Source organism: Streptomyces sp. NPDC014764, from assembly GCF_043082785.1.
GTDB lineage: Bacteria > Actinomycetota > Actinomycetes > Streptomycetales > Streptomycetaceae > Streptomyces > Streptomyces althioticus.
Map to the genome: position 1 here is coordinate 520,828 of NZ_JBIBXY010000001.1, position 17,110 is coordinate 537,937.

The window sequence follows — 17,110 nt, forward strand, 5'->3', positions numbered from 1 at the left end:
CGCGAACGCCCGGCCGGCACACGCGGCCGGGCGTTCGCGGGCCGCCCCGCCGGCGCCGGCCCTTGCACGTCGCAGCCGGACACCCCCCGGACAACCTGAGCGGAGCAGCTTTGACAGGCAACCGTAGCGCCGCGTCGCGGCCCTCCCGTGTCCGCGCCAGAAGCGCGGCGATCGCGGCGTTCGTCGTCCTGGCCGCCATGGTCCCTGCCGCGGCCTCCGCCGCGGGCCCGCAGAAGATCGACGCCGAACTGCCCTACGTCTGCGCCTTCCCCTCGGGAGAGCGGGCGTCGACGGTGCGGATCTCGGCCGAGTTCCCGGACCGGGCCGAACGGGGTGAGGCGATCGCACCCACCGGCGTCACCACCACCCTGGAGCTGCCTGCCGAGGCGGTCGCGGACCTCACCGCGCCCCAGGCTGCCACCGTGCGGGCCGCGACCCGTCTCACCGTGGGCGTCGCCCAGGAGGAGGCCACGGCCGAGGCGGTCTGGCACGGCACCGCGCAGCCGGTCGCCCTTCCCGCGTCCGGGCCCCTGACGCTGACCGCGACGGGTGAGGTCCCGACGGTGACCGGACGGGGTGACGGCGCACTGCGGTTCTCCGCCGGGGACCTCGCCGTCGACCTCACGCCCGGGGCGGCGGACGGGACCGAAGTCGGCGCCCGGTCGCTGACCGTCTCGTGCTCGCCCGCCGCGCAGACGCCGGAGGGCGGACTGCTGGCCACCGTGCCGGTCGGCGCGGACGCCGCGGAGCCGAGCGGCTCGCCGTCCCCGCCCGGCACCTCCCCCGGGGCGCCGGAGCCGGCCCCCGGAACACCGCGGGACCGGCAGGGTGACCGGGCGCCGGCGACGGCGGAGAACCCGGCCGGCTCCGCGGCGGGCCGGAACGCGCCGCCCTGCGCGTACACCGAGGAGAACCCGTTCGGGCCGCTGTCGATGAACGCGTACATCACCGGCTACAACAACGTGAAGAAGCAGAAGGGCGCTTCGCTCCTGCCGGTGTCCTGCGTGCTGCTCGAGACGAAGGAGATGCTCGCCGAACCGGACGAGAACGGCAATTTCGTCGTGACGATCAAGGCCGAGGGCGAGCTGCACCACGAGGGGCGCAAGCAGTCGCCGCCCTTCCGGAGCACCTTCCTCACCTTCGGTTTCGTCCCGACCACGGCCACCATGGTGCTGGAACAGACCGGCCCGATGACCGTCGACTTCGCCACCACCTATGTGGGGGTGGACATCATGGCGGAGACCTTCATCCGGGTCCCGCTGCGGCTGCGGGTGACCGGCCTCGAGGTCAACGGCGTTCCCCTGGACGTCGGTTCGGGCTGCCGGACGGAGCGACCGCTGCGCTCCACCGACCCGGACCCCGCGAACCACCCCGGCGACCATCTGGTCATGTACGGAAAGGGCGAACAGAAGTACGGCGAGGACGCCACCGGCTACATGCTCCTCACGGGCGGCCCGCTGACCGGTGAGGCGACCATACCCGCCTTCACCGGCTGCGGCAGCGGCCGCGAGAACCTCGACCGGCTCCTCACCGCCTCCGTCTCCGGACCCGGCAATCACATCAAGCAGATACAGGGCCAGACGTGCACGCCGAGCGCTCCGGTGTTCGGCGACGAGAACTCCGCCGCCCAGTGCACGGAGGACCTCCAGCCCTACGTGATCCCCGTCGCCGAGCGCTGAGCCGCCCTCTCTCCCGTTTCCCTCCCCTCACCACGGAAGGCCATCCCCATGTCACCCCTGTCCTCCCGCACCCGCCTCGCCACCGTCTCCGCGCTGACCGCGCTCGGGGCGTTCGCCTCCCTGGGCACCGCGACCGCCGCCGAGCCCGCGCTGAACGGCGAGTGGGCTCCCTTCACCCGCTGCCCGGTGGACGCGCCGGCGATGCTGGCCGCGGACGGCCTCGCACGGACCCCGCAGTGCGTGGTCTCCACCTCCACCAGCGGCACCATCAAGCTGGGCAACACGACCGTGGTCACGGGCAGGACGAACCTGCAGATCGGCATCGTGCAGAACGCGGACGGCACCAGCAGCGTGGTGGCCCCGCCCGGCGGCGCGCTGATCGCCGAACCCGCCACCGTGCCCGGCGGACTGTTCGGTCTGATGTGCCCGAGCGCCATACCCGTCATCACGGGCATCTGCGAGTCGCTGGAGAACTCCAGCCTCAACAAGATCACCGCGACCATGGAGTCGGTCGGCGCGCCCTACGACTTCAACCAGACCGCGGGCATCCTGACGGACATGCCGATCGTCGCCCTGCCGGTCCGTATCCACCTGGAGAACCCGCTCCTCGGCAGCAAGTGCTACATCGGCACCGCCGCGAACCCGATCGTGCTGCGCCCGGAGAACCGCGACTACCCGGCGTTCGACATGTCCTTCTTCCAGGGGAACGGCACCGTCGACCCGGCCGGCGAGATGAGCCGGATCAACCTCACCGGCTCCACCCAGAACGACAGCACCTTCGCGGTTCCCGGCGCCACCGGCTGCGGGCTGAACGTCGGTCTGATCAACCTGGCGGTGAACGCCAAGACCGGACTGCCCTCCGCCTCCGGGAAGAACAGCGTCACCCTCGACAACACGCAGACGTACCTCACCGGCCTCAACGCGCCCGGCACCGCCGCTCCGCGGGCCGGCGAGGTCCTGGCGCAGCACTGGCACTCCGCCACCAGGTGAGGCTTCTGTGAAGCGTTCCTGCTCAAGAGGTGTACAAGACATCTAAGTTGACTTACCGTCAGCTTTTCAGACCGGTGCACGTGGCGGCCCGGCCGGGCGTCGTCCCTCGGGACATGACCCGGCCGGGCCGCCTTGCCGGACAGGCCGGAGAGCAAGGGATCAGTCATGCCCTCAATCACACGTCCTTCGGTGCTCGGCGAGCCGCTCGACCCCCTGCCACGGCAGTTCGCCGCCTTCATGCGGCCCATGCTGCCGGGACTGCTGAACGAGATACGGACCGAGGTCACCCGCGCCTACCCGGTGTACGGCCGGCTGCTGAACGGGCCCGACGGGCACGCCATCCGCCAGGGTGTCGAGCAGGCGCTCACCGCGTTCGTGGACCGGGTGGCCGACCCCGGCACCAGCTCGGAGCTGCGGGACGACCTGCTGCGCCGGTTCGGCCGCGTCGAGGCCTACGAGGGCCGTGACCTCGAGGTGCTCCAGGGCGCCTACCGGCTGGGCGCGCGCATCGCGCTGCGCCGGGCCAAGACGCTGGGACGGCAGCACAGCCTCTCGCCCGCCCTGGTACTCGCCTTCGCCGACGCCCTGTTCGCGTACGTCGAGGAGCTGGAGGCCGTCACCCGGGAGGGGTACACGGAGGTGCGGGAGAGGGCCGCGTCCGAGGTGTCCGCGTTACGAAGACAACTGTTACACCTCCTCCTGGCCTCCTCCCCGCTCCCGAGGACCACGGTGTCCGAGCTGTGCGCGTCCGCCGCCTGGGAACTGCCGCGGACGTGTCTCCTCGTCGCCCTGCGCCCTCCCGTCCCCGAACACATCCAGGCGGGGCTCGACAGCGACGTCCTCGCCGACTTCGACATCCCGCAGCCGCATCTGCTCGTCCCCGGCGAACTCACCGCCGAGCGGCTCGAGATGCTCCGCACGACCCTGTCCGGCAGCCGTGCCGCGGTGGGCCTGACCGTGCCGGTGGCCCAGGCCGCGGACTCCCTCCGCTGGGCGCGCCGCGTACTGCAGCTCGTCGACGACGGCGTCGTGCCGGACGCCCCGCTGGTCCGCTGCGAGGACCATCTGACGACGCTGTGGCTGCTGTCCGACCCCGCCCTGGTCGACCATCTCGCCGCCCGCGAGCTGGCGCCGCTCGACGGGCTGACCGCCAAGCGGCGCGACCGGCTCATCGAGACGCTGCGGGTGCACGTCTCGACCCGCGCCCCCGCCGAGCAGGTCGGCGAGATGCTGGGGGTGCACGCCCAGACCGTCCGCTACCGGCTGCGGACGCTGGACGCCCATCTGGGCGACCGGCTCGCCGACCCCGACCGCCGGTTCGCCCTGGAAGTGGCCCTGCGCTCGCGCCATCTGCGGGGCCGGGACGGTGCGCGGGGCGAGGGGGACCTGCCCCGCCCCGGTCAGTAGGCGACCGGCCGCCCGCCGCTCCGGTCCGGCACGTCGACGCCCGGCCCGGGAGGGCCGTCGTCGTCGCCGTCGTAGCACCGGCCGGCGATCGGGTCCCCGTCGCCGACGTCCTCCATGACCGACCGGCCGCCGGGGCCGGCGACGCTGCCGTGCGGCTCCGGCACGGGCGTGCCGCCGTTGCGCGTCATCGCCACGCCGTTGCGGGCCGTGACAGGGGCGGGTGACGCTCCGGAGGAGTTCGAGAAGCGCACGACGCCCTGGTCGGGCCGGCCGCCCGGCTGCCCGGTGCGGACGCCGGCCCGGCCGGGGACGGGGCACACCGGGGAGGCGGACGGCTCGGGGGCGGGCGGACGCCCGCCCCCGCCGTCACGTCACTTCTCCGGGCACTCCTTCCAGGCCAGGTGGTACACCGTGCTGATGTCGCCGTCCGTGGAGTCCATCGTCATGAAGCTGACCTTGGACGGGTCGTTCCCGGCGGAGACTCTGAGCTCCGTGTTGATGTTGAAGTTGCGCTGCACGCCGCAGGGCGCGTAGACGAGCTGCGCCCAGTCGGTCTCGTCGGTGGCCTGCCAGTTGTCGTCGTACGGGCCCGCGAAGTTGTGCGTGCGGTACTCGGTGTTGGGCGACCCCTGGAAGTAGTACGAGGCCCGCTGGGTGCCCCGCGCGCCGCGCTCGAGCGCGGCGAAGCCGCGGTAGTCCGCGCTGGCGATGGCGTAGGTGAAGCCGGCCGGGACGTGGACGAGCAGGCTGAGCTGGCAGTTCTTGCGGGCGGCCGTGGGGGCGGAACCGCCGCCGGCCTGGGCGAGGTAGTCGCTGTAGGTCACGGTGAACGCGGTGTTGTCGGCCGAGACGGCGACGGCCGCGGTGCCGGCGGGACATCCCGACCCGTTCACCGTGGCGACCTTGATGACGATCTTGTCGGGCGGCGGGTCCTCGAACGAGGACCCCGGGTTGTGCGCGGGCAGCGCGGCGGCGAGCAGCGTGGCCGCCGCGACGCCGAGGAGCAGGCCTCCAGCCATGGTTCTCCATCCTTGGGGTGGGGGGTTGGCGGTGCGATGGTTGAAGAGTCATGTACATGCCAAGCATGCGGGCGCATGCAGCCCCGGCTTCGTGAAGGAGACATGAAGGAGCGGTGAAGGCCGGGAGCGCTCGCATCGTATGGAGCACCGCGACGGCCGGACAGGGTGAACTCCGGCCATTCACTCCCGGTCCGTATACCGCCGGTGAACGCCGCGTGACACCGCCGGCGGACGCCACGGGCGCGGCGGGACCGTGAACGAGGACCGTTCCGGTTCGGGGACAATGACCCACCAGCACCGCTTGTGGCACAGACCAGGAGGCGCTCCCTTGGAGCTCAGCAGGCGCACCTTCACCGCCCTGGCCGGCACGGCCGCGCTCGGCCTCGCGCTGGCCGGCAGCGGCGGGGCGGCGACCGGCCCGCAGGGGCCACGCGTCGTGCCGACCGGACCGCCGCCCCCGCCGCCGGAGGCCGACGGCCGGCGCCATAGCGTCACGTACGACCGGCACTCCCTGCTGGTCGACGGCAGGCGTCTGGTGCTGTGGTCCGCCGAGGTCCACCCGTTCCGGCTGCCCAGCCCGTCGCTGTGGCGGGACGTGCTGCAGAAGCTGCGCGGCCACGGCTTCACCGCGGTCGACGTGCCCGTGCCGTGGAACGTCCACTCCCCCGCGCCCGGCGTGCACGACTTCACCGGGGTGCGGGACCTGGACCGCTTCCTCTCGGTCGCCGCAGAGGAGCGGCTGTACGTGGTGCTGCGGCCCGGCCCCTACCTGGGCGCGGACCTGGACGCCGGCGGCCTCCCCGGCTGGCTGACGGCCGCCCCGGGCTCCGCCCGCACCGACGACCCCGAGTACCTGCGGCACGCCGAGGCGTGGCTCGCCGCCGTCGACGCCGTCGCCGTACGGCACCTGTACACGGCGGGCGGCGGGACGGTGCTGCTGTACCGGCTGGAGGACGGGCGTCCGGTGCCGGCCGGGGACCCGGCGGCGCGTGCCCACCGGGCCCGGCTGTACGCGAAGGTACGCGCCGACCGCATCGACGTGCCCGTGCTGGACGGGGAGGGATTCACCGACGGGGGCGGGCCGCCCACGGCCGGTCTCACCGCCGTGGCGGGCGGGGCCGCCGACGCCTGGGGCGGACCGCTGTCCGCCGGTGAGGGCTACGCGCGGGTGCGCGAGACCCACGACGCAGCGCACGAGCGGCGACGCCATCTCACCGCGCTCGCCGACCGGGTCACGGTGCACCACACCGGGATGGGATTCGGCGGGACGTCGTGGGGCTGGCTGCCCGGACCGGGCGTCTACACCTCGTACGACTACGGGGCGGTGCTCGACGAGGGGCGCCAGCCCGCGCCGAACATGGCAGCCGTCCAGCAGCTCGGCCATCTGGTGCGCACCGTGCCCGACCTGGCCCGGCTGGAACCGGACGGGGACGGCGAGGAGCGCGCCGCGGACGGCCGGCTGACGGTGCGCCGGCTGGTCAACCCCGACACCGGCGCGCGGTTCCTCGTGGTGCGCAACGACACCGAGGAGGAGGTGCGCGCCCTGCTGCCCGGCACCGGCGTCGAGGTGCCGGTCACCGTGGCCGCCGGCGACGCCAAGCTGGTCGCCTCCGGTCTGCGCCTGGGCCACCGCAAGCTGGCGTACACCACCGCCCAGCCGATGCTCTGCGTCTCCACCGGGCGGCAGGACGTGGCGGTGTTCGTCGGCCGCCACGGGGAGACCGCCCACGTGGCGCTGGACTGTGAGAAGCAGCCGGGCGCCGACCGCGCGGACACCGAACCCGCCTGGGCCTACGACCGGGGCCGGCTGAACGTCGTCTCCCCGCTCGGCGTGGGCGGCCTGAGCCGGGTGCTGGTCAAGGACGGCGACTCCGAGACACCCCTCGTGCTGCTGTTCGCCGACGACGAGACCGCGCTGCGGCTGTGGACGTACGAGACTCCGGCCGGGCCGCTCGTGGTGTACGGCCCCGCGATGCTGCGCTCGGCGGAACTGCGCGACTCCACGCTCCACCTGACCGGCGACGTCACCGTCGAGACCGGTGTGGAGGTGTGGGGGCCGCGCGGCATCGCCGAGGTCACCTGGAACGGCGAGCCGGTGCCCACCTACGTCGGCCGCGCCCGCAGCCGCGTGATGGAGGGGCTGATGCCCGCCGTGCGCGCGGTGGCGCTGCCCGCCCTCGACGGCTGGCGGTGCCGCACGGAGAACCCGGAGGCCGACCCGGACTTCGACGACTCGGCCTGGACGGTCGCCGGCCGCACCACCTCCCACAGCACCACGCCCGTGCCCGAGGGCGGGCCCGTGCTGTTCGCGGACGACCACGGCTTCCACCACGGCGACGTCTGGTACCGGGGACGGCTGAAGGACCTGGCCGGCCTCCGGTCGGTGGCGCTGTCCTACAGCACCGGCACCCAGGGGCTGCTGATGGCCTGGCTGGACGGCCGGCCGCTCGGGACCCACCGCATGCCGGCGCCCGACGAGGACACCGTCGCGCGCGGCACCTGGACTGCCACGGCCCGGTTCGACGTCCCCGGCGCGGTGCGCACCCCGGGCGAGCATGTGCTGTCGGTGCTGGTGCGGCCCATGCAGCACGCCGGTACGGAGCCCGGGAAGGACGCCCACAAGGCCGCGCGCGGGCTGGTCGCCGTGGAGTTCGCGGGCGGCGACCGCAGCGTGGAGTGGCGGGTGCGGGGCGCCACCGCCCCGGAGCGGGTGACCGGCCCGTTCAACAACGGCGGCCTGTACGGGGAGCGGCGCGGCTGGCATCTGCCGGACCACGACGACCGCCGCTGGCGGGTGGTGGAGTTCCCGCGCGAGGAACGGCGGCAGGGCGTCACCTGGTACCGCACCCGCTTCCGGCTCGGGTTCGGACCCGAACTGGACGCGTCGGTCGGGCTCACCCTGGAGGACGACCCTGAACGCGCCTACCGGGTGCAGGTCTTCCTCAACGGCTGGAACCTGGGCCAGTACGTCAACGACGTGGGCCCGCAGCACACCTTCGCCCTGCCGAACGGCATCCTGCGCACCCGCGGCGCCAACACCCTGGCGCTGGCGGTGCTGGCCGACGGGACCACCCCGGCCGGACCGGGGAAGGTCACGCTCACGCTGCTGGGCGCGGCGCGCGGCGGCGTCCCGGTCGAGCCGGTGGACCCACCAGGGAGGTGAGCCCGCCGGCCCGGGGACGCCCGGCGCGTCTCACGCCAGCCGGATCACGTTCCAGGACAGCGGCTCCAGCCCGGCCGTGAGGCGGCCGCCGTCCAGGGTGGTGCCCTCGGCCGCGTGCGGGATCACGCGGCCGGGCTCGGCGAGGGTGTTGCGGGCGTCGGGGTCGGCGTCCGCGAGCACGCTGTGCTCGACGACGGACGTCAGGCCGAGCCCGTTCAGTGCGACGTCCAGCGGCAGCGGCTCGGTGCGGGAGCGGTTGACGGCGAACACGGTGACCGTGCCGTCCTCGCCCCGCACCGCGGTCGCGTGCAGCAGGTCCGCCTCCCCGTACTTCTCCGTGTCGTACGTCGGGGAGTCCACGCGCACGTCGAGGACCTCGCCGCGGCCGTACCTCGAGGCCTGGGCGAACGGGAAGAAGGTCGTCTGCCGCCAGGCCGGGCCGCCCGGCTCGGTCATGATCGGCGCGATGACGTTGACCAGCTGGGCCAGGCAGGCGACGGTGACCCGGTCCGCGTGCCGGAGCAGCGCGATCAGCAGCGAGCCGAGGACGACCGCGTCCATGACGCTGTAGTTGTCCTCCAGCAGACGCGGCGCCTCGGGCCAGTCGAGGGCGCTCACCTGCTCCTGGGTGCGGGACATGTACCAGACGTTCCACTCGTCGAACGAGAGGTTGATCTTCTTCCGGGACTTCAGACGGGCCCCGACGTGGTCGCAGGTGGCGACGACGTCCTCGATGAAGGTCTCCATGTCGACGGCGGAGGCGAGGAAGGAGTCCACGTCGCCGTCGAGCGGCTCGTAGTAGGCGTGCAGCGAGATGTGGTCGACCAGGTCGTACGTCTCCTGCAGGACGGTGGCCTCCCACTCGGCGAAGGTCGGCATGGAGCGGCCCGAGGAGCCGCAGGCGACGAGCTGCACGCCGGGGTCGATCTGGCGCATGGCGCGGGCGGTCTCGGCGGCGATCCTGCCGTACTCGGCGGCGGTCTTGTGCCCCGTCTGCCAGGGACCGTCCATCTCGTTGCCCAGGCACCACAACCGGATGCCGAACGGGTCCTTGTCGCCGTGCTCCACGCGCAGGTCCGACAGGGCGGTGCCGCCGGGGTGGTTGGCGTACTCCTGGAGCTGGAGGGCCTCGGCGACGCCCCGGGTGCCGAGGTTGAGGGCCATCATCGGCTCGGCCTGCGGCCCGATCTTCCGCAGGAAGGAGATGTACTCGGACAGGCCGAAGCGGTTGGTCTCGGTGGACCGCCAGGCCAGGTCGAGGCGGCGCGGGCGTTCCTCGGCGGGGCCGACGGAGTCCTCCCAGCGGTAGCCGGAGACGAAGTTGCCGCCGGGGTAGCGGACGGCGGTGACACCGAGTTCACGGACCAGGTCCAGGACGTCGCCGCGGATGCCGTCGGCGTCGGCGGTGGGGTGGCCCGGCTCGAAGACGCCGGTGTAGACGCACCGGCCGAGGTGCTCGACGAAGGAGCCGAACAGCCGGGGGTCCACCGTGCCGACGGTGAAGGCGGGGTCCAGGGTGAAGCGGGCGGTGCGCATCGTGTCCTTTCGACGGGTCGGGTCCTGCTGAGGGGGCGTCACCGGCCGGCGGGTCCGGTGCGGGCGGCGCCCGCCACGATCTGGCGCTGGAAGAAGACGAAGACGACGATCAGCACAGGAAAGTGTTCCAGGGGCTGAGGAAGGTGAAGATGCCGACCGCGGCGGGGGAGGGCGGGGACAGCGGCACGTGCTCGCGAAGATGCTCCCGTACGGGGGAACGTGAAGCAGCGGCTCCGGGCGGCCGGCAGCCCGCCGTACCCGGCGAGGAGTTGCCTGCGGTCCAGGCCAGGTCGTCCCATTCCCCGCCCCTCTGCTCATCGCGTGCACAAGCCCTGCATGTTCGATATTTCGAAAGACGCCCGTAACTTCGAACGGGACCGTAAGTGCCGGGGGGTGACGCGTCAATGCCCCGGACAGAACTCGCCCGCCGCGCGCACCGTCCCGTCCCCCGGCGGTCACGGGATCACGTGACGCGGACACATCCGGCCGCGTACGCTCGAACAGCCTGGGGTGCGGCGGTCGCACGGGCGAGGGGATTCGATGGATGGCGCGGGCGCACGGACGCGGGCCGTACGGCTCGCCTCCGCGCTGCGGCGCTCCCGGGCCCGCGCCGTCCTGCGCCGCCTGGCCGGCGATCTCGCCACCGCGCTCCGTGTACGCTCCGGCCCCCTCACGGACGTCCGGGCGGCGTGCCGGGTACTGTGCGAGGAGATGAGCGCGCGGCGCGGGGGACGGCCCGTCGTCCTGCGCTTCGAACGCTTCCCGGACGAGATCGAAGTGACCGGCCTGTGGGTGGAGTTCCAGGACTTCGACCTGGTCATCGTGGAGGAGCGAGCGGAGGCCATGCAGCAACTGGTCATCCTCGGCCACGAGTTGTGGCACATGCACGCCGGTCACCGGCACCACGCCCCGACGGCGGCCGAGCAGGTTCTCGCGGCCGGCCCGCCTGACTGGGACGCCGCGCTCGCCATGGCCGCGCGCGACGGCTCCCGCGAGGCCGAGGAGGCCGAGGCCGACGAGTTCGGGCACCGGATGGCCGCCGCCGTGCGCACCCTCCTGGACGACCGGGACGCCGACGCCGGTCCCCTCCAACGGGCCCTGGGCTACCGCGGACGGCGGGGAACGCACCGGTGACCGCACCGCTCGCCCTCACACCGTCGGACGTCCTCGGCGACCTCTACATATCCTTCTGGATCCCCACGGGCGTCCTCACCGCGGCCCTGATCATCAAGCTGCCCACCATCGTGCGGCTGTGGCGGGACCCGCTGCTGCGCGCGGTGGGCGGACTGCTCCTGCTCGCGTGCGCCGTCTTCGTCTTCGTGGCGCCCACGACCATCGCCCGGGTCAACCGCCTCACGGGGGTGCCGAACATATCGGCGCCGTGGTGCTACTCGCTCCTCACCGCGTTCTGCGCCTCCTGCCTGCTGCTGATCATCGCCTGGCGCAACGGGCTCTCGGACCGCTCCGCCGCCACCCGGCGGGCGATGCGCTGGGTGGTCTCCCTCTACTCCGGGGTGATCGTCGCCCTGTGGGTGCTGTTCTTCCTCGCGGACGCCTCCGAGGAACGGCTGCGCGACCTGGACACCTACTACGCGACCACGCCGTTCATGCGCGAGCAGATCCTGCTGTACCTGCTCGCGCACACCGTCGCCGTCCTCATCACCTGCCGGCTGCTGTGGAACTGGGTGCAGACCGCAGGGCTGGACGCCTGGCTGCGGTGGGGCCTGAAACTCCTCGGCGTCGGCTACGCGCTCAACCTGGTCTTCGACGCCGCCAAGCTCACCGCCGTCGCCGCCCGCTGGACCGGCAACGACCTGGACTGGCTCAGCACCGACCTCGCGCCGCCCGTCGCCTGCCTGTCGGCCATCCTGATCGCGGTGGGCTTCATCCTCCCGCACGCCGGCCAGTTCCTGCACGAACGCTGGCGCGTCCGGCTCGCCCACCACCGGCTCCGCCCGCTCTACCTGCTGATGCGCTCGGCCAACGGCAGGGGCGTGCCGTTCCTGCTGCGCGCCACCACGGAACTGCGCCTGATCCGCCGGGAGACCTTCATCCGGGACGAACTGCTCACCCTGGCCCGGCACATCGACGAGGAACGGCGTGACCGGACGCGCGAGGCGGCCCTCGGCCTCGGGTTCCCGCCGGAGCGGGCCGTGGCCCTGGCGAACGCCGTGTCGATCCTGGAGGCCGTCGAGTGCCGGCGCCGCGCGCCGGACGGCGAGGGCACCCAGGACCCCGACACCACCGACCTGCTGCGGGAGATCGGCGCCGTCTCCCGGGAACTGCGCCACCCCCACGTCGTGGAGGCGGTCCGCGCACGGGCCGCCGCCCTCGCGGCGGACCCCCGGACGGCCGTGCCCCGCGGCGCGTCCGCCGACTGAGAACCGACGACAGGTCAGGAGAACGAAGAGCGTGCCCGCCGCCCCAGAGAGAAGACCCCCGTCCGCGGACGGACGTCCCGCCACCGCCGTCGTGCTCGGCGGATCCGTCGCCGGACTGCTCGCCGCCCGGGCCCTCGCCCCGTTCGCCCGGGTCACCGTGGTGGAGCGCGACGCGCTGCCCGCCGGACCCGGACCGCGACGCGGCGTCCCGCAGGCCCGGCACGCGCACCAGCTGTGGTCGGGCGGCGCGCACGCCCTCGAGGACCTCGTGCCGGGCACCGTCGACCGGCTGCGCGCCGCGGGGGCCCACCGCCAGCCGGTCACCACGAACATGGTGGTGCTCTCCCCGTACGGCTGGTACCGGCGCTGGGACGAGTCCCACTTCATGCTGCTGTGCACCCGGGACCTGCTGGAGGCGACCCTGCGGGCGCAGGTGCTCGCCGACGGGCGGATCGAGATGCTCGACCGGACCGAAATCCTCTCGCTCGACGGCACCCGCACCGCCGTCGACGGCGTCCGGGTCCGCACCCGTGACGGTGCCGAGCGCACGCTGCGGGCCGGTCTCGTGGTGGACGCCACGGGCCGCGCCTCCCGCACCGCCCGCTGGCTGGCCGACGCCGGGCTGCCCGCCCCCGAGCGCCGGGAGGTGGACACCGGGCTGGTGTACGCGAGCCGTCTCTACCGCGCCCCGGAGGGGGCCCGGGACGGCTTCCCGGTCGTCAACGTGCAGCAGGACCCGCGCACCGGCGGGCCGGGCCGCGGCGGGGTGCTGCTGCCCGTGGAGGACGGGCGCTGGCTGGTCACCCTGTTCGGCACCACGGGCGGCGAACCCACCTCCGAAGCGGCCGGCTTCGAACGGTACGCCCGCGAGGAGCTGCGCCATCCGCTGATAGCCGACCTGCTCGGCGCCGCGGTCCCCGAGACGGGGGTGTCGCTCACCCGGGCCACCGGCAACCGCCGCTTCTTCTACGAGCGCATGAAGGCGTGGCCGGAGAACCTGGTGGTGGTCGGGGACGCGCTGACCGCCCTCAACCCCGTCTACGGCCACGGCATGTCGGTGGCGGCGCAGGGTGCGGCGGCGCTGCGCGCGACGGTACGGCGGCACGGCTGGGGGACGCCGGGTCTCGCCCGCCGGGCGCAGCGCGCGGTGGCCCGGCCGGCGGGCCCGGCCTGGGACCTCGCCCTGGGCCAGGACGTGTTCTACCCGGGCCCGACGCACGACGGCCCGTCCGCACGCGACCGGTGGACGGCCGCGTACGTCGGCCGGCTGATGCACACGGCCACCGGGAACGGGCGCGTCGCACGCCGGGTCACCGACGTGACGTCGCTGGAGCGGGGTCCGGGAGTGCTGCTGTCCCCGCGGGTCCTCGTGGCCGCGCTGGCGGGTCCGCTGAAGCCCGCCCTGACGGACCCGCCCCTGACCGCCGACGAACGCAAGGCGGCCGGCCTGACCTGAGGCTCCTCAGCCGGCGAACGCGGGCTGGGCGACGCCCTTGCCCGCGCCGGGGACCACCAGCAGGGACCCGGCGAGCGGGTGCGGGGCGGCGAGGCCCACGCGGGCCGTGGTGATGTACAGGTCGGTCAGCGCCGGGCCGCCGAAGGCGCAGCACGTGACGCGCGGGACGGGCAGCTCGACCACCCGGTCCAGCGTGCCGGACGGGGTGTAGCGGCGCACCGCTCCTCCGTCCCACAGGGCCACCCACACACAGCCGTCGGCGTCGACGGTGAGACCGTCGGGGAAGCCGGCGCCCTCCTCGATCTCCGCGAGCGGACGGCGGCCGGTGATCGTGCCGTCCGCGCCGAAGTCGAACACGTCGACGCGGCGGGTGGGCGTGTCGATGTAGTACATCAGCCGGCCGTCGGGGCTCCAGCCGGTGCCGTTGCTCACCGTCACGTCGTCCAGGAGCACGGTGGCCGTGCCGTCGCCGGTCACCCGGGACAGGGTGCCGCCGCCGGGCGTCTCGTCGTAGCGCATGGTGCCCGCGAGGAGGCTGCCGTCGGGGGCGACGGCGGCGTCGTTGCCGCGGCGGCCGGCGACCGGCTCGCGGTGCAGCCAGCGGAAGGTGTCGTCGGGGTCGAGCAGTCCGACGCCGTCGCGCAGGTTCAGCACCAGTCCGCCGCCCGTGCGCGGCTTGACCGCGCCCACGTGCTGCTCGGTGCGGCGCACGGTGCGGCGGCCGGTGGCGGGGTCGTAGGTGTGCACCCGGGAGTTCAGGATGTCGATCCACAGCAGCCGCCCGGTGGCCGGGTCCCAGGTGGCCCCCTCGCCCAGTTCCGCCTCCGCGCGGACCGCGACGTCGAACGCGAGTGTCATGTCATGCTCCTGTGGCCCAGGCGCTCGGAGAGTTCGGCGGCGCCCTTGACGGCGAGCTGCTCCAGCTCGCCCAGGCGGTCGTCGCTCCAGCGGATCATCGGTACGGAAATGGACAGCGCGGCGACGACCTGTCCGGTGCGGTCGCGCACCGGGGCGGCGACGCAGGACACGTCCGGGTTGGACTCGCGGCTCTCCACCGCGACGCCGCGCGTGCGGATCTCGGCGAGGGTCTCCCGCAGGACGGCCGGGTCGGTGATGCTGTTCGGGGTCATCGCGGTCAGCTCCGCGCCGTCGGGGAAGCGCGCGGCCATTTCCTGCTCGGGGAGGGAGGCCAGCAGCATCTTGCCGACGGAGGTGCAGTGCGCGGGGAGCCGGCGGCCGGCCGCCGACACCATCCGCACCGCGTGGGTGGAGTCCACCTTGGCGATGTAGATGACGTCGGTGTCCTCCAGGATCGCCACGTGCACGGTCTCGTCGCAGGTCTCGGCGACGGACCGGGCGACCTGCTGCCCCTCGGCGGCCAGGTCCAGGTGCTCGGCGTAGCGGGCGCCCAGCTGGTACGGCCGGACGCCCAGCCGGTAGCGGCCGGGCTGACCGGCGACCGGGACGATGTACTTACGGGCGGCGAGCGTGGAGACCAGCTCGTGGACGGTGGTGCGCGGCAGTTGCAGCCTGCGCACGATGTCGGGGGCGGAGAGCGTGCCGTCCCCGTCCAGGAAGAGCTCGAGGATGTCGAGAGCCCGGGTCACGGCTGGCACAAGTCGTCCCACGACCGGCCCCCTCCTAGTGTTCGATATACCAACAAACGATCGGCATGACGAACACAGGCTAGCCATCCCCCACGTCAGGGGCAACGCCCCGGAAGGGGCGCGGGAAACCGCGCGACCACCCTCGGTGCTGCTCCTCCCGAACAGCCGCCCGCCGGCAGAGCCCTCGGTGGGCGACGATGGGTCCCGTGCCCACCGGACGACGCCCGCCTGAACCGTTCACCCCGTTCCACTTCCAGCTGGTGCTGCTGCGCCGCATGGCCGACCACAACCCCGGCCTGGTGGAGGACGCCCGTCGCGCACTGGGCGCCTCCCTCGCCGACATGCGGGAGGCCAACCGGCGCTGGCAGGCGATGGTGCGCTCGCCGCGTCCCCGCCCCGCCCTGTCCCGGTACCGGTCGGTCCTGGGCGAGCCGGAGTCCCGCACCCCGCGCCGGGTCGGCGACCTGGACTGCGAGGCGTGGCGGTGGCCGCTGCCGCTCTGGCCGGACCTGCGCTTCGAGGTGCTGACCCCGGCGGGCGGGGGCGCGGTGTGGAACGAGTGGCTGGTCCGCGCGCCCGGCGCGCCCGCGCCCGCGCTGCGCACGCTGGACGATCTCACGCCCTGGTCGTGCACGGTGGACGAGGTGGCCCGCGCCTTCGCCCCGGCCCGCCCGCTCGAGGGGTCGGCGCCCACCCGGTGGGGGCTGGCGTTCACCGCCCCGGACGCGGAGGGCCGTCCTCACGAGGTGGCCGCGGAGTTCACCTGGGGGCTGCTCCAGCGGACGGGCGTCAGCGGCCCGCCGCCTCGATGATCCGCTCCGCGACCACGGGCAGCGATTCGGGGTGCAGCCACAGGAACAGGTTCGGCTCGACCAGCTCCAGCTCCATCACCCGGGGACGCCCGTCGTCGCCGTCCACCAGGTCCACCCGCGCGTACAGCAGCTCGGGCGCGCCGGGCACGGCGGACAACGCGGCCTCGGCGACGGAGAGTTCGTCCGCCGTGGGAGTCCAGTCGGTCAGCCCGGGGTGGGCGGTCTTCCGCCGGTCGTAGGGGGTGCCGGGAGCGAGTACCGGCCCCTTCCTGCTGGCGTGCAGCGGCTTCCCGCCGAAGAACTGCAGCGCCCGCTCCCCGCCGCTGTCGATGGCCCGCACGTACGGCTGCACCATCGCCGTGAACCCGTCGTCGTGCAAGCGCCGGACGTGCCGTACGGCGGTGTCGTGCTCGTCGGGGGTGTAGCGGGCGGCGAACCGGGCGCCCGCGCCGGAGGCCGGCTTCACCACGAACTCGATGCCGTCCGGAAGCTCCACGAACTCCCCGGGCGCCAGGTACCGCGTCTCCACCACGGGCACCCCAGCTGCCGCGAGGTCCGCGAGGTAGCGCTTGTCGGTGTTCCAGCGCACCACGTCCGCCGGATTGGCCAGCCGGGTCAGCGCCCCGCACCGCTCGGCCCACGCGGTGAACTCGGCCGCCCGCCAGCTGTAGTCCCAGGTGGAGCGGATCACGGCGAGGTCGAAGCCGGCCCAGTCGACGCGGCCGTCGTCCCACACCTCGGCGGAGGCCTCCGCGCCTGCCGCGTTCAACGCCCGCACCAGCACCGGCAGATCCCGGTCCTCGGCCACGTCGGGCCCGTCCGCACAGGTCACCAGCGCGACACGCACCACGGCGTCCCTCTCCCCTCCAGGCCGGACCGACCGACCGGACCGTCAACTCACCCCCTCCACCCTACCGATGGCGCGGAGCGGAGCGGCGGCCCCGCCAACGGCGCCCCGGTCCTCACCGCCGCACCGGACGTGGACCGCGGACGCCGCTTCCGGCAGCTCGTGGCCTGCGGCGGGATCGTCGTCGCGGCGGTCCCGGCGGTGGTGGCTGGT

14 protein-coding genes and 1 pseudogene are annotated in these 17,110 nt (G+C 73.8%); 8 read left to right on the forward strand and 7 right to left on the reverse strand.

Features of this window, described 5'->3' with window-relative positions; genetic code table 11:
- The first annotated feature begins 110 nt into the window (after positions 1-110).
- From ACF1AG_RS02400 to ACF1AG_RS02410, 3 genes are all read left to right on the forward strand, one after another.
- Positions 111-1,679, forward strand: coding sequence for a DUF6801 domain-containing protein (locus ACF1AG_RS02400; protein WP_391809215.1), 1,569 nt, complete (start codon positions 111-113; stop codon positions 1,677-1,679).
- Between the two features lie 48 nt (positions 1,680-1,727).
- On the forward strand, positions 1,728-2,669 hold the full coding sequence (locus ACF1AG_RS02405; RefSeq protein WP_359600954.1) for a hypothetical protein: 942 nt from the start codon (positions 1,728-1,730) through the stop codon (positions 2,667-2,669).
- Between the two features lie 165 nt (positions 2,670-2,834).
- Entirely contained in the window at positions 2,835-4,076 is a 1,242-nt protein-coding gene (locus ACF1AG_RS02410) for a helix-turn-helix domain-containing protein (RefSeq protein ID WP_391809216.1), read from the forward strand.
- On the opposite strand, the gene ACF1AG_RS02415 is transcribed toward ACF1AG_RS02410, so the two are convergent.
- Both ACF1AG_RS02415 and ACF1AG_RS02420 read right to left on the reverse strand, forming a co-directional pair.
- The gene (locus ACF1AG_RS02415) at positions 4,070-4,396 is read right to left on the reverse strand and encodes a hypothetical protein (protein WP_391809217.1); all 327 of its coding nucleotides are present in this window, start codon (positions 4,394-4,396) and stop codon (positions 4,070-4,072) included. The two genes, ACF1AG_RS02410 and ACF1AG_RS02415, sit on opposite strands and share 7 nt — an antisense overlap.
- 51 nt (positions 4,397-4,447) lie before the next feature.
- Positions 4,448-5,095, reverse strand: coding sequence for a DUF4360 domain-containing protein (locus ACF1AG_RS02420; RefSeq protein WP_359600951.1), 648 nt, complete (start codon positions 5,093-5,095; stop codon positions 4,448-4,450).
- Positions 5,096-5,423: 328 nt separating this feature from the next.
- Here ACF1AG_RS02420 and ACF1AG_RS02425 point away from each other — a divergent pair, with 328 nt between their 5' ends.
- Positions 5,424-8,258, forward strand: a complete 2,835-nt coding sequence (locus ACF1AG_RS02425; protein ID WP_359600950.1) for a beta-galactosidase — start codon at positions 5,424-5,426, stop codon at positions 8,256-8,258.
- A gap of 30 nt (positions 8,259-8,288) precedes the next feature.
- Here the strand turns inward: ACF1AG_RS02425 and ACF1AG_RS02430 are convergent, their stop codons facing one another.
- Both ACF1AG_RS02430 and ACF1AG_RS02435 read right to left on the reverse strand, forming a co-directional pair.
- Complete coding sequence (locus ACF1AG_RS02430) at positions 8,289-9,794, reverse strand: alpha-N-arabinofuranosidase (RefSeq protein ID WP_359600949.1); 1,506 nt, start codon at positions 9,792-9,794, stop codon at positions 8,289-8,291.
- A gap of 38 nt (positions 9,795-9,832) precedes the next feature.
- A pseudogene (locus ACF1AG_RS02435) lies at positions 9,833-9,981 on the reverse strand (carbohydrate ABC transporter permease); the annotation flags it as partial.
- Between the two features lie 353 nt (positions 9,982-10,334).
- Between ACF1AG_RS02435 and ACF1AG_RS02440 the strand changes: the two are divergent.
- The 3 genes from ACF1AG_RS02440 to ACF1AG_RS02450 are packed head-to-tail and all read left to right on the forward strand — an operon-like array spanning position 10,335 to position 13,631.
- Positions 10,335-10,928, forward strand: coding sequence for a toxin-antitoxin system, toxin component family protein (locus ACF1AG_RS02440; protein WP_359600948.1), 594 nt, complete (start codon positions 10,335-10,337; stop codon positions 10,926-10,928).
- Positions 10,925-12,175, forward strand: coding sequence for an MAB_1171c family putative transporter (locus ACF1AG_RS02445; RefSeq protein WP_359600947.1), 1,251 nt, complete (start codon positions 10,925-10,927; stop codon positions 12,173-12,175). The genes ACF1AG_RS02440 and ACF1AG_RS02445 overlap by 4 nt, the downstream gene beginning before the upstream one ends.
- A 31-nt stretch (positions 12,176-12,206) precedes the next feature.
- On the forward strand, positions 12,207-13,631 hold the full coding sequence (locus ACF1AG_RS02450) for an NAD(P)/FAD-dependent oxidoreductase (RefSeq protein ID WP_387794605.1): 1,425 nt from the start codon (positions 12,207-12,209) through the stop codon (positions 13,629-13,631).
- A gap of 6 nt (positions 13,632-13,637) precedes the next feature.
- On the opposite strand, the gene ACF1AG_RS02455 is transcribed toward ACF1AG_RS02450, so the two are convergent.
- Positions 13,638-14,489 carry an SMP-30/gluconolactonase/LRE family protein gene (locus tag ACF1AG_RS02455; RefSeq protein ID WP_359600946.1) on the reverse strand — a complete coding sequence of 284 codons (852 nt, stop codon included), beginning with the start codon at positions 14,487-14,489 and terminating at the stop codon, positions 13,638-13,640.
- Positions 14,486-15,259, reverse strand: a complete 774-nt coding sequence (locus ACF1AG_RS02460; RefSeq protein ID WP_359600945.1) for an IclR family transcriptional regulator — start codon at positions 15,257-15,259, stop codon at positions 14,486-14,488. The genes ACF1AG_RS02455 and ACF1AG_RS02460 overlap by 4 nt, the downstream gene beginning before the upstream one ends.
- A 176-nt stretch (positions 15,260-15,435) precedes the next feature.
- On the opposite strand from ACF1AG_RS02460, the gene ACF1AG_RS02465 reads away from it, so the two are divergent.
- Positions 15,436-16,050 (forward strand): hypothetical protein, encoded by a 615-nt coding sequence (locus ACF1AG_RS02465; protein WP_359600944.1) that lies wholly within the window; start codon positions 15,436-15,438, stop codon positions 16,048-16,050.
- On the opposite strand, the gene ACF1AG_RS02470 is transcribed toward ACF1AG_RS02465, so the two are convergent.
- The gene (locus ACF1AG_RS02470; protein WP_387794604.1) at positions 16,028-16,900 is read right to left on the reverse strand and encodes a RimK family alpha-L-glutamate ligase; all 873 of its coding nucleotides are present in this window, start codon (positions 16,898-16,900) and stop codon (positions 16,028-16,030) included. The two genes, ACF1AG_RS02465 and ACF1AG_RS02470, sit on opposite strands and share 23 nt — an antisense overlap.
- Positions 16,901-17,110 lie beyond the last annotated feature (210 nt).

Coding starts and splice junctions, on each gene's coding strand:
- ACF1AG_RS02405 (WP_359600954.1), top strand. CDS start 1,728: ATGTCACCCCTGTCCTCCCGCACCCGCCTCGCCACCGTCTCCGCGCTG.
- ACF1AG_RS02410 (WP_391809216.1), top strand. CDS start 2,835: ATGCCCTCAATCACACGTCCTTCGGTGCTCGGCGAGCCGCTCGACCCC.
- ACF1AG_RS02420 (WP_359600951.1), bottom strand. CDS start 5,095: ATGGCTGGAGGCCTGCTCCTCGGCGTCGCGGCGGCCACGCTGCTCGCC.
- ACF1AG_RS02430 (WP_359600949.1), bottom strand. CDS start 9,794: ATGCGCACCGCCCGCTTCACCCTGGACCCCGCCTTCACCGTCGGCACG.
- ACF1AG_RS02440 (WP_359600948.1), top strand. CDS start 10,335: ATGGATGGCGCGGGCGCACGGACGCGGGCCGTACGGCTCGCCTCCGCG.
- ACF1AG_RS02455 (WP_359600946.1), bottom strand. CDS start 14,489: ATGACACTCGCGTTCGACGTCGCGGTCCGCGCGGAGGCGGAACTGGGC.
- ACF1AG_RS02465 (WP_359600944.1), top strand. CDS start 15,436: ATGGGTCCCGTGCCCACCGGACGACGCCCGCCTGAACCGTTCACCCCG.